The sequence below is a fragment of the Thauera aminoaromatica genome, from assembly GCF_000021765.1.
GTDB lineage: Bacteria > Pseudomonadota > Gammaproteobacteria > Burkholderiales > Rhodocyclaceae > Thauera > Thauera aminoaromatica.
Genome location: NC_011662.2, coordinates 1972289 through 1987990, shown reverse-complemented (window position 1 = coordinate 1987990; position 15702 = coordinate 1972289). Strand labels below are relative to the sequence as shown.

At 66.4% G+C, this 15702-nt stretch carries 13 protein-coding genes; 3 read left to right on the top strand and 10 right to left on the bottom strand.

Annotated elements, in window-relative coordinates:
• Positions 1-13: 13 nt before the first annotated feature.
• The 3 genes from lolA to TMZ1T_RS08715 all read right to left on the bottom strand — a co-directional run bounded on the left by lolA (position 14) and on the right by TMZ1T_RS08715 (position 3743).
• On the bottom strand, positions 14-673 hold the full coding sequence (lolA, locus tag TMZ1T_RS08725; protein WP_012585179.1) for an outer membrane lipoprotein chaperone LolA: 660 nt from the start codon (positions 671-673) through the stop codon (positions 14-16).
• Positions 670-2961 carry a DNA translocase FtsK gene (locus TMZ1T_RS08720; RefSeq protein WP_012585178.1) on the bottom strand — a complete coding sequence of 764 codons (2292 nt, stop codon included), beginning with the start codon at positions 2959-2961 and terminating at the stop codon, positions 670-672. The genes lolA and TMZ1T_RS08720 overlap by 4 nt, the downstream gene beginning before the upstream one ends.
• Positions 2962-3071: 110 nt before the next feature.
• A complete protein-coding gene (locus tag TMZ1T_RS08715) occupies positions 3072-3743 on the bottom strand; it encodes a Crp/Fnr family transcriptional regulator (protein ID WP_004304457.1) in 672 nt (223 codons plus the stop codon).
• A 269-nt stretch (positions 3744-4012) separates the two neighbouring features.
• Between TMZ1T_RS08715 and trxB the strand changes: the two genes are divergently transcribed.
• Together trxB and TMZ1T_RS08705 are read left to right on the top strand one after the other, a co-directional pair.
• The gene (gene trxB / locus TMZ1T_RS08710; RefSeq protein ID WP_012585177.1) at positions 4013-4966 is read left to right on the top strand and encodes a thioredoxin-disulfide reductase; all 954 of its coding nucleotides are present in this window, start codon (positions 4013-4015) and stop codon (positions 4964-4966) included.
• An 8-nt stretch (positions 4967-4974) separates the two neighbouring features.
• Positions 4975-6081, top strand: a complete 1107-nt coding sequence (locus TMZ1T_RS08705; RefSeq protein ID WP_004304461.1) for a Smr/MutS family protein — start codon at positions 4975-4977, stop codon at positions 6079-6081.
• 17 nt (positions 6082-6098) lie between these two features.
• Here TMZ1T_RS08705 and TMZ1T_RS08700 read toward each other — a convergent pair whose 3' ends face one another.
• The gene (locus TMZ1T_RS08700) at positions 6099-6437 is read right to left on the bottom strand and encodes a P-II family nitrogen regulator (RefSeq protein ID WP_004304463.1); all 339 of its coding nucleotides are present in this window, start codon (positions 6435-6437) and stop codon (positions 6099-6101) included.
• 16 nt (positions 6438-6453) lie between these two features.
• Positions 6454-8082, bottom strand: coding sequence for an NAD+ synthase (locus tag TMZ1T_RS08695; protein WP_004304465.1), 1629 nt, complete (start codon positions 8080-8082; stop codon positions 6454-6456).
• Positions 8083-8378: 296 nt separating this feature from the next.
• Between TMZ1T_RS08695 and TMZ1T_RS08690 the strand changes: the two genes are divergently transcribed.
• Positions 8379-9659: a GNAT family N-acetyltransferase gene (locus tag TMZ1T_RS08690; RefSeq protein ID WP_012585176.1), complete on the top strand. Its 1281-nt coding sequence runs from the start codon at positions 8379-8381 to the stop codon at positions 9657-9659.
• A gap of 31 nt (positions 9660-9690) precedes the next feature.
• Here TMZ1T_RS08690 and TMZ1T_RS08685 read toward each other — a convergent pair whose 3' ends face one another.
• From TMZ1T_RS08685 to nuoL, 5 genes are all read right to left on the bottom strand, one after another.
• Positions 9691-10260, bottom strand: coding sequence for an NUDIX domain-containing protein (locus TMZ1T_RS08685; RefSeq protein WP_004304469.1), 570 nt, complete (start codon positions 10258-10260; stop codon positions 9691-9693).
• Entirely contained in the window at positions 10257-10589 is a 333-nt protein-coding gene (locus TMZ1T_RS08680; protein ID WP_012585175.1) for a DUF2818 family protein, read from the bottom strand. The genes TMZ1T_RS08685 and TMZ1T_RS08680 overlap by 4 nt, the downstream gene beginning before the upstream one ends.
• A gap of 7 nt (positions 10590-10596) precedes the next feature.
• Positions 10597-12066: an NADH-quinone oxidoreductase subunit NuoN gene (nuoN, locus tag TMZ1T_RS08675; RefSeq protein WP_012585174.1), complete on the bottom strand. Its 1470-nt coding sequence runs from the start codon at positions 12064-12066 to the stop codon at positions 10597-10599.
• A gap of 48 nt (positions 12067-12114) precedes the next feature.
• Entirely contained in the window at positions 12115-13596 is a 1482-nt protein-coding gene (locus tag TMZ1T_RS08670) for an NADH-quinone oxidoreductase subunit M (protein WP_012585173.1), read from the bottom strand.
• 74 nt (positions 13597-13670) lie between these two features.
• Positions 13671-15698: an NADH-quinone oxidoreductase subunit L gene (gene nuoL / locus TMZ1T_RS08665; protein WP_012585172.1), complete on the bottom strand. Its 2028-nt coding sequence runs from the start codon at positions 15696-15698 to the stop codon at positions 13671-13673.
• Between the last annotated feature and the right edge of the window lie 4 nt (positions 15699-15702).

The window sequence follows — 15702 nt, the reverse complement described above, 5'->3', positions numbered from 1 at the left end:
CGTGCGTGGGGAGTCAGCGCGCGCCGGGCAGTTCGCCGATCACGTCGGCGCCTGCGGGCGGCTCGAAGCGGAAGCGGTCCTCGGCGAGCACCGGGTTGGCGCGCAGGCGGGTGAAGCGGATCACCGTGGTCTGGCCGAAGTGGTCGCGCATCTCCATACGCCGCAACTGGCCTTCAGCCAGCCCGATGCGCAGCGACTCGAAGCCGCTCTCGGTGCGCTTCGGACGCGCCTCGGCCCAGGCCAGACCGTCCCGCTCGCCGGCGTCGGCGAGCTCGAAATTGTCGTCGAGCGCGCCGCTGCCGAACAGGATCGCCGCCGGGGTGGCGCCGAGCGCCTCGCCGATCGCGCGTACGGTCACCTGGTTGAGGTCGGGATCCCAGGACCACAGGGTCTTGCCGTCGCCCACCAGCACCTGGCGATAAGGCCGGTCGTACTCCCAATGGAAGCGCCCCGGGCGAGCGTAGGCGAAGCTGCCCGAGGCCTCCTGAGGTCGGCGCCCGGACTGCGCGGTGACGACCTGCTCGAACTCGCCCTCCGCGCTGCGCGCGCCAGTGACGAAGTCGCGCAGCTGCTGCACGCCACCCGCCGCCGTAGCGCCCAGGGCCGCCAGCGCGAGCACGACGCCCGCCACACCGCGCAGCAGCGCGGCCGGTCGTGTGTTGAACTGGATCATTCGCTCTCCTTGGCCGGCACGATCACTTCGCGGTTGCCATTGCTGCCCATCGGCGACACCAGGCCGGCGCGCTCCATCTGTTCGATCAGGCGCGCGGCGCGGTTGTAGCCAATGCGCAGGTGGCGCTGCACCAGCGAGATCGAGGGCCGGCGCGTCTTCACCACGATCTCCACGGCCTGGTCGTAGAGCGCGTCCGACTCGCCGTCATCGCCTTCCCCGCCGCCGCCGAGCGCGGCGTCGACATCGTCCTCGGCCGAGGAAAGGATGCCCTCGATATAGTCGGGAGGACCGATCCTCTTGAGGTGGTCGACCACCTTGTGCACCTCGTCGTCGGCGACGAAGGCACCGTGCACGCGCACCGGCAGCCCGGTACCGGGCGCGAGGTAGAGCATGTCGCCCATGCCGAGCAGGGTCTCGGCGCCCATCTGGTCGAGGATGGTGCGCGAGTCGATCTTGCTCGACACCTGGAAGGCGATGCGCGTGGGCACGTTGGCCTTGATCAGGCCGGTGATCACGTCCACCGAGGGGCGCTGGGTGGCGAGGATCAGGTGGATACCGGCGGCGCGCGCCTTCTGCGCCAGGCGGGCGATCAGCTCCTCGACCTTCTTGCCGACCACCATCATCATGTCGGCAAGCTCGTCGACCACCACCACGATGTAGGGCAAGGGCTCGAGCGGCTCCGGATTCTCCGGGCTGATCGAGAATGGGTTGGTGAGCGGCTGCTCGGCCTTGCGCGCCTCCTGCACGGCCTTGTTGAAGCCGGCGAGGTTGCGCACGCCCACCGCCGCCATCAGCTTGTAGCGCTTGTCCATCTCCGCCACGCACCAGTTGAGCGCGTTGCCGGCGTGCTTCATGTCGGTGACGACGGGTGCGAGCAGGTGCGGGATGCCCTCGTAGATCGACAGCTCGAGCATCTTCGGGTCGACCATGATCAAGCGCACCCGATCGGGCTCACTCTTGTAGAGCAGCGACAGGATCATCGCGTTGATGCCGACCGATTTGCCCGAGCCCGTCGTACCCGCCACCAGGAGGTGTGGCATCTTGGCCAGGTCGGCCACCACCGGCTGGCCACCGATGTCCTTGCCGAGCACCACGGTAAGCGGCGAATGCGCGTCCTGGTACACCTTGGAACCGATGATCTCCGACAGGCGCACCATCTGCCGCTTCGGGTTGGGCAGCTCGAGCGCCATGCAGGACTTGCCCGGCACGGTCTCGACGACGCGGATCGACACCAGCGACAGCGCGCGCGCGAGGTCCTTGGCAAGGTTCACCACCTGGCTGCCCTTGACCCCGGTTGCCGGCTCGATCTCGTAGCGAGTGATCACCGGGCCGGGGTAGGCGGCGAGCACCTTGACCTCGACGCCGAAGTCGGCGAGCTTGGTCTCGATCAGCCGCGAGGTGAACTCGAGGGATTCGGGCGAAGGCGGCTCCACGCCACCACTGGCCGGATCGAGCAGTGCCACCGGCGGGATCACGCCCTCGGGCACATCCTGGAACAGGGTCTGCTGGCGCTCCTTTTCCACCCGCTCGGACTTGGGCACGGCAACCACCGCGGGCTCGATGCGCAGCGGCGCGGGCTCGGCCTTCTCGACCTTCTTGCGCCGGGTCTGCACCACCTCCTCGCGCTTGTGCGCCACCTCGCGACCCACACGGCGGTCCTGCCAGCGCAGCCAGGCCTGCTGCACGCCGAGCACCGCCTGCTCGATGCCAAGACCGATGCGCTCCATCAGAGCCAGCCACGACACGCCGGTGAACAGCGACAGCCCCGTGGCCAGCAGCGCGAGCAGCAGCAGCGTGCCGCCGGTGAAGCCGAAGCTGCGCCGCACGAACTGGGCGAGTTCCATGCCGATCAAGCCGCCGGGCTCGAGCGGCAGCGCCGCACCGTGGGAGTGGAAACGCAGGAATTCGAGCGCGCTGCTGGTGATCAGCACCACGAAGAAGCCGATCATCACGAAGATGAAGGAGCGGTGGTCGAGCTCGAGCCTGTTCTTGAGGCGGCGGAAACCCCACAGCAGGCTGTAGCCGAGGAAGACCACCCACCACCACGAGGAAATGCCGAAGAGATAGAGCAGGAGGTCCGCCAGCCAAGCGCCGAAACGCCCGCCCGGATTGGCAACGCGGGTGACGTCGGAGGCGTGCGACCAGCCTGGGTCGGACTCGCTGTAGCCGACGAGGATCATGCCGACGTAGAGCGAGACCACGCCGAGGATCAGCCAGCGGGCCTCCTGCAGCAACAGCGAGATCTTTTCGGGCAGCGGCTGGGAACGGGAGGACGAACGAGACAGCATTGCGTTGCGGCCGCAGGGAGAGTGGAACAACCCCGGATTATACGGGATCGGTCCCCACCCCGCCGCCGCGCTTGCGGATGCTCACAAACGGCCGAGCGGCGAGCGCGCGTTCACACGTCGTTGAGGCGCTCACGCAACAGGATGCCGTCGGGCCCTTCCTCGATCAGACCCTGCTGGCCGAGGTCCTTCATCACCCGGCTCACCATCTCGCGCGAGGCGCCGATCATCTTGGCGATGTCCTGCTTGGAGATGCGCCGGACCACCACCGACTGGCCGCCGACGTCCTCGGCCATCTCGATCAGCAGGCGCGCAACACGGCCGTAGACATCCATGAGCGCGAGGCTCTCGATCTTGCGATCGGCGTTGCGCAGGCGCTCGGCGAGGTTGCACATGATGCGCCAGGACACGTCGAAGCTGTCCTGCATGATGCGGCGGAAATCCTGCTTGGAGATCAGCACCAGATCGGCCGGCACCACGGCGATCACCGAGGCCGAGCGCGGCCGCTCGTCGAACATGCCCATCTCGCCGAAGAGCTCGCCCTGGCCGAGGATGGACAGGATTACCTCGCGGCCGTCCTCGTCGCTCACCACGACCTTGAGGCTGCCGGTGAGCACGAGATAGACGTAGTCGGGACGGTCGCCCGCGCACACCACGGACTGCCCGCGGGGGAAGCGACGCATCATCGACACGCGCGCGATGCTGGCCAACGACTCGTCGGACAGGCCATGGAACAGCGGGAAGGTCTTCAGGGCGACGACGGAAACGGCGGTGGCTTGGGTCATGCGCGCTCCAGGCACGAGGAGTGGAACAGTTGAAACATGCATTTTCAAGTTTATACGATCACCCCGGGCTTATTCTCGATTTCGTGACGGAGATCACACTTTCCGCATCCAGCGGGAATTCGATGCGTGTCGCTGCACCACAGACAGGAACGCGCGTCTCCCCATCGGAATCACGCGCGAGCGCCCGGACTCCGGCGACCACCTCCAACCCCCGCCGCCCCCTCCGCTATAATCGGCGCCTCGCAATCCACCCGCAGGAAGCCTCGTCCATGACCACCAAACACGCCCGTCTGCTGATCCTCGGCTCCGGCCCCGCCGGCTACACCGCCGCCGTCTATGCCGCGCGCGCCAACCTGAACCCGGTGCTGATCACCGGCCTCGCCCAGGGCGGCCAGCTCATGACCACGACCGAGGTCGACAACTGGCCGGCCGATGCAGACGGCGTGATGGGTCCGGACCTGATGGCGCGCTTCCAGAGGCACGCCGAGCGCTTCAACACCGAGATGATCTTCGACCACATCCACACCGTGAAGCTGGGCGAGAAGCCCTTCCGCCTGATCGGCGACAGCGGCGAATACACCTGCGATGCGCTGATCATCTCCACCGGCGCCACCGCCAAGTACCTCGGCCTGCCCTCGGAGGAAAAATTCGCCGGGCGCGGCGTGTCGGCGTGCGCCACCTGCGACGGCTTCTTCTACCGCAACCAGGACGTCGCGGTGATCGGCGGCGGCAACACCGCGGTCGAGGAGGCGCTCTACCTCGCCAACATCGCGAGAAAGGTCACCCTGGTGCACCGCCGCGAGAAGTTCCGCGCCGAGAAGATCATGATCGACAAGCTGATGGAGAAGGTCGCCGCCGGCAGGATCGAGCTCGCGCTCAATGCCACGCTCGACGAGGTGCTGGGCGACAACACCGGCGTGACGGGGATGCGCATCAAGGGCGTGAACAACGGCGCCACCCGGGAGGTGGCGCTGCAGGGCGTGTTCATCGCCATCGGCCACAAGCCCAACACGGACATTTTCGAAGGCCAGCTCCAGATGGAGGGCGGCTACATCGTCACCCAGGGCGGACGGAACGGCAACGCGACGCAGACAAGCGTTCCCGGCGTGTTCGCTGCCGGCGACGTGCAGGACCACATTTACCGCCAGGCGGTGACTTCGGCCGGCACCGGCTGCATGGCCGCACTCGACGCCGAGCGCTACCTCGACGCCCTCGGCGTCTGAGCAGGCCGATGAGCCGCCGCGCTCCCGCGCCGGGTCCGGCCGGCACCCCAGGACGCGACGCGCAGGGCGCGGTGCCGAAGCCCGCCTCGCCCTTCGCAGCCCTGCGCAAGCAGCTGCAGCAGCGCGCGCTCCCGGCACCCGTGTCGTCGCCCGCCCCGGCGAAGCGTATCCGCCACCCGCTTGAGGAAGACTCCTCCAGCGCCGGTGCCGATCGTGCACAGGAGCCCGACGCGGAGGCGCTCGAGCTCTTCCGGCGCAGCGTCGGCGCGGTGCGCCCGGTGCGCGGCACGGACCGCGTCGAGATCCACCGCCCCCGCCCTGCCCCGCGGCCGCGCACGCAAGCCGTGGAGGACGAGGAAACCGAGGAGCCCGTCCGTGCGCGACCCGAGACCGACCCGCTACGCGCGGCCTACGAGGGCGTGATGCCGCTGAGGGATACCGGCCGAGTGGCGCTCGACACACCGCTGCGTCACCACGCCCGCCATGCAGGCGGTACGCATCCCGCGCCGGCGCTGCGACCCGACGCGATCGTGCTGCCCGCGGACGCCGACGTCAGCGATCCGGCAGCGCTCTTTCTTGCGGTAGTGGGCAATGCCCGCCCGGTCACCGACCGCAACCGCGTGGAGCTGGAGCGCCCGCAGCCGGCACCTGCGCCGCTCAAGCGCGAGGAGGACGAGCGCGCGGCGCTCGGCGAATCGCTCGCCGCACCGCTCACCTTCGAGGATCGCCTGGACATGGGCGACGAGGCGGCCTTCCTGCGGACCGGGCTGCCGCGCCGGGTGCTGACCGATCTGCGCCGCGGGCGCTGGGTGCTGCAGGGCCAGATCGACCTCCACGGCCTCACCCGCGACGAGGCGCGCGCCGCGCTGGCGAACTTCCTGCACGACGCGCTTGCCCAGGGCAAGCGCTGCATCCGGGTGATCCACGGCAAGGGCCACGGCTCGCCCGGGAAGGTGTCGATCCTGAAACAGCTGTCGCGCGGCTGGCTGGCGCAGCGCGAGGAGATCCTCGCCTTTTGCCAGGCCGGCCCCCACGATGGCGGCGGCGGCGCCCTGCTGGTGCTGCTGCGCGCGCAGAACGCCGCGCCGCGCGCCCGAATGCCGTTACCCGCCTGAGTCCCGCCGCCCGAATATCAGATCGCCGCTTCGTTGGTCTCGCCAGTGCGGATGCGGATGACCTGCTCCACCGGCGTGATGAAGATCTTGCCGTCGCCGATCTTGCCCGTGTGCGCGGCCTTCACGATCGCCTCCACCGCCTGGTCGACGATGTCATCGGCAAGCACGACCTCGACCTTGATCTTGGGCAGGAAGTCGACCACGTATTCAGCACCGCGATAGAGCTCGGTGTGGCCCTTCTGGCGGCCGAAACCCTTAACCTCGGTCACCGTCAGGCCCGTGATCCCCACCTCGGACAGGCCCTCGCGCACCTCGTCCAGCTTGAACGGCTTGATGATCGCCTCGATCTTCTTCATCCGGCTTGCTCCTCTTTCAGAATTCGTCCTGGTAGCGGGATGTTATCGGATAACGCCAATCCCTGCCGAAACCGCGCTGGGTCACACGGATGCCCACCGGGGCCTGGCGGCGCTTGTACTCGTTGCGCTTGAGCATACCCACCACGCGCCGCACCTCGCCCTCGGGGAAGCCCGCGGCGACGATGTCGCGCGGCGACTCGTCGCGCTCCATGTAGGCCTGGATGATGGCGTCAAGCATGTCGTAGGGCGGCAGGCTGTCCTGGTCCTTCTGGTCGGGCTTGAGCTCGGCCGAGGGCGGTCGGTCGATGATGTTCTGCGGGATCACCGGGCTCACCGTGTTGCGCCAGTTCGACAGGCGGAAGACAAAGGTCTTGTAGAGGTCCTTGAGCACGGCGAAGCCGCCGGCCATGTCGCCGTACAGCGTGGCGTAGCCGGTGGCCATCTCGCTCTTGTTGCCGGTGGTGAGCACGATCGCGCCGGTCTTGTTCGACAGCGCCATCAGCAGCATGCCGCGGATGCGCGCCTGCAGGTTCTCCTCGGTGGTGTCGGCGGGCAGGCCGGCAAACTGGTCGGCAAGCAGCTCGGCAAAGACCTTCATCGCCGGCTCGATCGCGATCTCGTCATAGCGCACGCCCAGGCGCGCCACCATGTCGCGCGAGTCGTCGAGGCTCATTTGAGCGGTGTAGGGCGAAGGCATCATCACCGCACGCACCTTGTCGGCGCCGAGCGCATCGACCGCGATCGCCAGGGTCAGCGCCGAGTCGATCCCGCCCGACAGGCCGATGATCGCGCCCGGGAAACGGTTCTTGGCGAGATAGTCGCGCACCCCGATGCGCAGCGCCTCGTACACCTCGGCCTCGAGCGTCCGCGCAGGAACGTGCTCACCGCCCGACCAACCGCCCGAGGCGTAGTCGACGATCGCGACGCGCTCGACGAAGCTGCCGAGTTGCAGCCCGACCGCGCCGCCGGCGTCGAGCGCGAAGGAGGCGCCGTCGAAGACCAACTCGTCCTGGCCGCCCACCATGTTGCAGTACAGCACGGGCAGGCCGGTCTCGGCCACGCGCGCGCGCAGCACCTCCAGGCGCTGAGCCTGCTTGTTCATGTGGTAGGGCGAAGCGTTGAGCGCCAGCAGAACCTGCGCCCCGGCCGCCCGCGCGGCCTCCGCGGGACCGCGCTCCCAGACGTCGGCACAGATGTTCACCCCGAAGCGCACGCCAGCGCACTCGAACACGCAAGCCGTGCCGCCGGCCTCGAAGTAGCGCTCCTCGTCGAAGACCTCGTAGTTGGGCAGCAGGCTCTTGTGATAGCGCGTCAGCACCGCGCCGTCGCGCAACACCGAGGCCGCATTGTAGCGCTCGCCGCCGTCCTCCACCGGGTGGCCAAGCACCACCGTGACCCCCCGCGCAGCAGCGGCGATGCGTTCGACCTCACGCGCGCAGGCGCGATAGAAATCCGGTCGCAGCAGCAAGTCCTCGGGCGGATACCCGGACAGCGCAAGCTCGGGCGTGAGCAGCAGTTGCGCGCCGGCCGCGCGTGCGTCGTCGAGCGCGGCGATGATGTGGTCGGCGTTGCCGACCAGATCGCCCACGGTCAGGTTGAGCTGGGCGACAGCGATGGAAACGGGGGCTTGGGCATGTGCGTTCATGGAGCGGAACTATACCGCTTCGGCGAAGCTCCACGACAGGCTCTGCGTGCGCCGGACCGCGCGCCTGAGCACGCTCTCGCGCCCAAGCGCGCTCCGCTACGCGATGGTTTGCCCCGACTCGAACCGTGCGGCCGTCTCGCGAGCGCAGCGCGACCGTGGATGCCCGCGTACAAACCCACAGCCCGGGTGCGCAAGCCTGTGGACAAGGCGTGGATAGCGCTTGCAAGTCGCTGTCGCGGCAACGTATCGTCGCACTGCACAAAAAACAGGCAGCCGTGCCCCCTGCCCCAGCCACCATGAGCCAGCCCGACGGATTCCACTTCATCCCCCGCATCGCCCGTATCGACGCACGCCAGTGGGATGCCCTGGTCGACGCGAGCTGCGCAAGCGCCGCGCCCTGTATCCGCCACGCCTTCCTGCACGCCCTCGAAGAGAGCGGCTGCGTGGGCGGGCGCAGCGGCTGGACGCCCGCGCACGCCACCCTGTGGCGCGGCGGCACGTTGGGCGCGGCCATGCCGCTCTATGTGAAGACGCATTCCCGGGGCGAGTACGTCTTCGACTGGGCCTGGGCCGAGGCCTACCAGCGCCACGGCCTCGACTACTACCCGAAGTGGCTCGCGGCCGTGCCCTTCACGCCCATCCCCGGGCCACGCCTGCTCGGCCACGACGACGGCGCACGCCGGGAACTGCTCGCCGCCCTGCTCGCGAAGGCGCTGGAGAGCGGGCTGTCGTCGCTGCACCTGCTTTTCCCGCTCGATCGCGAGCGCCCGCTGCTCGAGGCCGCCGGGCTAATGATCCGCGAGGACGTGCAGTTCCATTGGAGAAATCCACCCGCCTCCGCCGAGACCGAGCCGACGCCCGCGGAATCCAGCGCGCCTATCTCCGTCCGGCAGCGGCGCTGGGCCGACTTCGAGCATTTCCTCGCCAGCCTCTCCGGCGCCAAGCGCAAGAAGATCCGCCAGGAACGCCGCCGCGCAGCCGCACACGGTCTGGATCTGCAGTGGCTGGACGGGCATGAAGCGCGGGACGAGGACTGGGCGTTCTTCGCGCACTGTTACGCCAACACCTACGCGCAGCACCGCTCCACGCCCTATCTCGCAGCAGATTTTTTTGTGCGGCTCGCGCACAGCATGCCCGAGGCCGTCCGTCTGCTGGTGGCTCGCCGCGACACCCAGCCGATCGCCGCCGCCTTCTTCCTGTGCGATCGCGAGGCGCTGTACGGGCGTTACTGGGGCTGCGTCGAGGACCTGCCCTTCCTGCACTTCGAGCTGTGCTACTATCAGGCCATCGAATACTGCATCGAGCATGGTCTGACCCGCTTCGAGGGCGGCGCACAGGGGGAACACAAGCTCGCCCGCGGTCTGCTCCCGGTGCGTACCTTCTCCGCGCACTGGCTCGCGGATCCGCGCTTTCGCGGCGCGGTCGACGATTGGCTGGCAAGGGAGCGTGCGGGCGTGGGGCACTATCTCGACGAACTGGCGGAGCACAGCCCATTCCTTCGCGAGAAGGGACCCGGCGGCATCGAGACCGGCGCAGCAGGAGCCGCGGAGCCCCACCGGGGTTCGCGCCGGCAGTGAAGAGAGAAGCGCGACCCGGCGGCGAAGCGCGCTAGCGTCCCCGCAGACGCGCCTGGATATGCGGCAACGCAAGGTAATAAGCGGTGATGGTCTTCGCGTCGGTGATGCGTCCGATCCGGATGGCCTGCTCCACCTCGTCCGCACGCAGGCTCAGCACTTCGAGAAACTCGCCGTCATCGAGCGCTCCCCCCACCTGCGAGAGCTCGTGGGCGAAGAAGACTTCGATGCGCTCGTCCGAGTAGCCGATACACGGGTGCATCACCCCGACATATTCCCAATTCGCAGCGGCGAAGCCGGTTTCCTCGCGCAGTTCGCGCTGCGCGCAGGCCAGGATGTCCTCGCCGGCGTCGATTTTCCCGGCAGGCAACTCGAGGAAGGCGCGTTGCAGCGGATAGCGGAACTGCCGCTCGAACACCAGCGCCCCGCTCTCCTCCAGCGCGACCACGACCACAGCGCCGGGATGGCGGATGTACTCGCGCACGCTGCGGCTGCCGTCCGGCAATTCGACGCGGTCTCGCCACACCTTGAGCAGTGCACCGTCGAAAACCGACTCGCTATCGAGGGTGTACTCATGTAGCGCGTCCCGCTCGAGCCCGCTCACGCACCTACCTCGGATGTCCGGCGCGCCGAACGCCACAGGTAGGCCCAAGTGAAGCCCGGAAAGGCAAACACCACAAAGAGACAGAAGGTGGTCGCGTAGAACGCCCAGCCCTGCCCATACACCCGACCGTGGGACTGCGCCTCGATCGATGCTGCGAGCCCACCCACCACGAAATACAGCACGAGCAGTTCGGCAAACCGCCAGCCGAGCCCCTTGCGAACCCCGGCTGGCGGCTTGCGGATGAGGAAGATGCGGTCGAAGACGAAGGGCAGGTTGGCCATCGTGAAGGCGATGGCCAACAGCAGGAAGACGCTGGCGTCCGCACCCACCGCTGGATCAGAGCGAACGCAGCAGCGCGAACGCGCACAAGGACATCAGCGCCTGCGGGGCGAGGCCGAGGGCCGCGATCGCAAGACCGTTGGCCGAGAGCATCACACGCACTTCGGGCGCAGCATGAATCGGCGAGGAGTCGACCGGCTCGTCGAAATACATCACCTTGACCACGCGCAGGTAGTAGAAGGCACCGATCACCGACATCACCACCGCCAGCACCGCCAGCCAGAAGTACCCGGCCGCGACCACCGCCTGCAGCACCGACAACTTGGCGAAGAAGCCGATGAAGAAGGGCACACCCGCCATCGAGAACATCACGAAGAGCATCATCAGCGCGTACCACGAACTGCGCTTGTTGAGCCCCTTGAAATCGTCGATGTTCTCGGCCTCGAAACCTGCACGCGACAGCAGAATCAGCATGCCGAACGAAGCCAGGCTCATGATCACGTAAGAGATCGCGTAGAACATCGCCGAACTGTAGGCGTTGAGCGCAAAGTGACGGTCGCCCTCGACCACGCCCGCGAGCAGGCCGAGCAGCATGAAGCCCATGTGCGAGATACCCGAGTAGGCGAGCATGCGTTTGATGTTCTGCTGCGCGATCGCGGCCAGATTGCCGAGCACGATCGAGGCTGCGGCCACCAGCATCAGCATCATCTGCCATTCCTCGGCGATGTCGAACAGCGCCCAGATCAGCAGGCGCACCGCCATCGCGAACGCGGCGAGCTTGGGCGCCGTGGCGATCACCAGCGTCACTGCGGTGGGCGCGCCCTGATAGACGTCGGGCACCCACATGTGGAAGGGCACAACGCCGAGTTTGAAGCAGATACCCGCGACCAGGAACACGACGCCGAACATCAGCACGGTCTGGTTGGCGGTCTGGTTGTAGAGCGCCTGCGCCACACCCGAGAACTCGAGCGTACCCGTCGCGCCATACACCATCGACATGCCGTACAGCAGCAGGCCCGAAGCCAGCGCGCCGAGTACGAAGTACTTCATCGCCGCCTCGGTCGAGCGCGCCGAGTCGCGATCGAACGCCACCATCGTATACAGCGCTAGCGACATCATCTCGAGGCCGATGTACATCGGCAGCATGTGGTTGGCCGTGACCATCACCATCATGCCGAGCGTCATCAGCAGCGCGAGCAGGTAGTACTCGGGCTTGTCGATCTTCCGGTCGGCGAGGTAGCCGCGCCCGTACAGCAGCGCGATCGCGGTGGAGAAATAGATCATCAACTTCAGCACGTCACCCAGCAGATCGCTGATGAACAGATTGCTGAAGGTATGGACCACCTCCCCCTCCATCGTGAAGATCGTGATGAAGGCGGCAACGATCAGCGTCGCCTGGGTGAGCAGGTAAGCCAAATTGCGAGCGATGCTGCGCGCGAAGGTACTCGCCAGCATGATCACCAAGGCCATCACGGCCACGAAGATCTCGGCCGCTGCGGGGTAGAAGTCGGGGACGACGAAATTCATCTTCTGACCAGTCCGTAAAGTGTCTCGTGCGCTCGCGCCGGGCAGCGCTCAGAGCTTGCTCACGGCAACATGCCGCAGGAGTTCATTGACCGAGGCGTGCATCACTTCGGTGAAGGGGAAGGGATACAGGCCCATCGCCAGCACGCACGCCGCCAGCACCGCAAGGAAGGCGAACTCGCGGCCGTTGATGTCCTCGAGCTCGGCGACATGGGGGTTGGCCACCTTGCCGAACACCACCCGCTTGTACATCCAGAGCGAATACGCAGCGCCGAGGATCAGCGTGGTGGCGGCGACGAAGCCGATCCAGAAGTTGTACTGCACGGCCCCAAGCACCACCATGAACTCGCCAACGAAACCGGAGGTGGCCGGCAGGCCAGAGTTGGCCATCGTGAAGAGCATGAAGAAGGCTGCAAACTTCGGCATGGTGTGCACCACGCCACCGTAGTCGGCGATCTGGCGCGAGTGCAGGCGGTCATAGAGCACGCCGATGCACAGGAACATCGCGCCCGAAACGAAGCCGTGAGAGATCATCTGCACCAGAGCGCCCTCGACGCCGAGGCTGTTGAACATGAAGAAGCCCAGGGTCACGAAGCCCATGTGGGAGATCGACGAGTAGGCCACGAGCTTCTTCATGTCGGCCTGTACCAGCGCGACGAAGCCGATATACACAACCGCGATCAGCGACAGGGTGATCACCAGCGGCGCGAGCTCGTTCGCCGCGTCGGGCACGATCGGCAGGGAGAAGCGCAGGAACCCATAAGCGCCGAGCTTCAGGGCGATCGCGGCAAGTACAACCGATCCGCCGGTGGGTGCCTCGACGTGGGCATCGGGCAGCCAAGTATGCACCGGCCACATCGGCACCTTGACGCCAAAAGCGATCAGGAAGGCGAGGAAGATGAGGATCTGCGGCTCGATCGGCAGGGGCAACTGGTGCCAGTCGAGGATGCTGAAGCTACCGCCCGACTGCATGAACAGGTAGAGCAGCGCGATCAGCATCAGCAGGGAACCGAACAGCGTGTAGAGGAAGAACTTGATCGCGGCGTACACCCGGTTGGCGCCACCCCAGATGCCGATGATCAGGTAGAGCGGGATCAGCGAGGCTTCGAAGAACACGTAGAACAGCACCGCGTCGAGCGCCGAGAAGATGCCGTTCATCAGGCCCGACATGATCAGGAACGCGGCCATGTACTGCGCGACCTTGGTCTGGATCACCTGCCAGCCCGCCGCCACCACGATGATGGTGATGAAGGCGTTGAGCAGCACGAACAGCACCGAGATGCCATCGACGCCGAGGTGGTAGTTGATGTTGAAGCGCGGCACCCAGGACTGCAGTTCCACGAACTGCATCGCGCTGGTCCCGACGTCGAAGCCCGTGTAGAGCGGAATCGTCACGACGAAGCCAGCCACGGCGACCGCCAAGGCGAGCATGCGCGCCAGCGGAGCGTTGCGATCCGAGCCGGTCGCGAGCACCAGCAGGCCACCGATAATCGGTACCCAGATCGCCAGACTGAGGAGAGGAATGTCCGTCATCGTTGCTTTCCGTTCAGTGCGCCGCGAGCGGCGCGTTCGATCTTGTTATGTGATTCCGTCCCTGCGTGCCCGTCTCAGCCCCGGTTGAACCAGTAGGTGAGCAGCACGAACACGCCGATGATCATCATGAAGGCGTACTGGTACAGGTGACCGGTCTGGAAGAGGCGCGACATCTGCGCCATCCAGCCCACCAGGCGCGCGGAGCCATTCACCGCCACGCCGTCAATCAGGGCCTGATCGCCCGCCTTCCACAGGCCGCGTCCGAGCAGGCGCGCACCTGCCGCGAAGAAGATCTCGTTGAAGCGATCGAAGTAGTACTTGTTCTCCAACAGCGTGTGGATCGGCTTGAAGGTGCGCTGGATCGCCGCCGGGATATCCGGACGCTTCATGTAGAAGAACCAGGCAAGCGCGACTCCGCCCATCGCCAGCCAGAACGGCGCCGTCTGGAGACCGTGGATCGCCATGCCGACCGGGCCATGGTAGTTGGCTGCGAGCTCCCGCAGGCCGACGTGGTTGTCGCCGACGAGGATCACACCCTTGAACCACTCGCCGAACAGCATCGGGTCGATGGTGAAGAAGCCGATCAGGACCGAGGGCACCGCCAGCAGCACCAGCGGCAGGGTCACCACCCAGGGCGACTCGTGCGGCTTCTGCCCCGGCGCCAGGCCGTGGTGATGATCCGCCGAGGGTTCCTCGTCGTCGTGGTCGCCGTGATGATCGTGATGTGCGTGATCATGCGCCTTGCCGAAGCGCTCGTCGCCGTGGAACACGAGGAAGTACATCCGGAAGGAGTAGAACGCGGTGATGAACACCCCGAGGAGCACGCAGAACATCGCATAGCCCGAGCCCGCGATCGTCGAGGAATGCACCGCTTCGATAATCGAGTCCTTGGAGTAGAAGCCCGAGAAGAACGGAAAACCGATCAGCGCAAGCGAACCCAGGAGCGAGGTGATCCAGGTGATCGGCATGTACTTGCGCAAGCCGCCCATGTTGCGCATGTCCTGATCGTGGTGCATGCCGATGATCACCGAGCCGGCGCCGAGGAACAGCAACGCCTTGAAGAAGGCGTGCGTCATCAGGTGGAAGACCGCGGCCGAGTAGGCCGAGACGCCGAGCGCGACCGTCATGTAGCCGAGCTGCGACAGCGTCGAGTAGGCCACGACGCGTTTGATGTCGTTCTGCACGATGCCGAGGAAGCCCATGAAGAGCGCGGTGGTCGCACCGATCACGAGGACGAAGGACAGCGCGGTGTCGGACAGCTCGAACAGCGGCGACATGCGCGCCACCATGAAAATGCCCGCGGTCACCATGGTCGCCGCGTGGATCAGCGCGGAGATCGGGGTCGGGCCTTCCATCGAGTCGGGCAGCCACACGTGCAGAGGCACCTGGGCGGACTTGCCCATCGCACCGATGAAGAGGCAGATGCAGATCGCGGTGAGCAGCGGCCAGCCGGTCACCGCCATCTCGGTCACGGAGAGTTCCTTGGCCTTGGCGAACACCTCGGCATAGTCGAGGCTGCCGGCGTAGGCGGCAACGAGGCCGATGCCGAGCAGGAAGCCGAAGTCGCCCACGCGGTTGACCAGGAAGGCCTTCATGTTGGCGTAGATCGCCGTCGGGCGCTCGTACCAGAAGCCGATCAGCAGGTAGGAAACCAGACCAACCGCCTCCCAGCCGAAGAAAAGCTGGAGGAAGTTGTTGGACATCACCAGCATCAGCATCGAGAAGGTGAACAGCGAGATGTAGCTGAAGAAGCGCTGGTAGCCGGGATCTTCCGACATGTAGCCGATGGTGTAGATGTGCACCATCAGCGACACGAAGGTCACCACCAGCATCATCATCACCGTGAGCGAGTCGATCAGGAAACCGACCTCGAAGTCGATGCCGCCCGCCTGCATCCAGGTATAGACGGTGCCGTTGAAGGTGTTTCCAGCCGCCACGTCCTGGTAGATGAACAGCGACGCCACGAAGGCGATCGCGACGCCCAGGATGGTGACCACATGCGCCCCTGCACGCCCGATCTGCTTTCCGAACAGGCCTGCGAGAATCGCTCCCGCCAGCGGCGCCAGCGGCACGAGGAGATAGAGTGCTTTCATGTCCGACATCGTG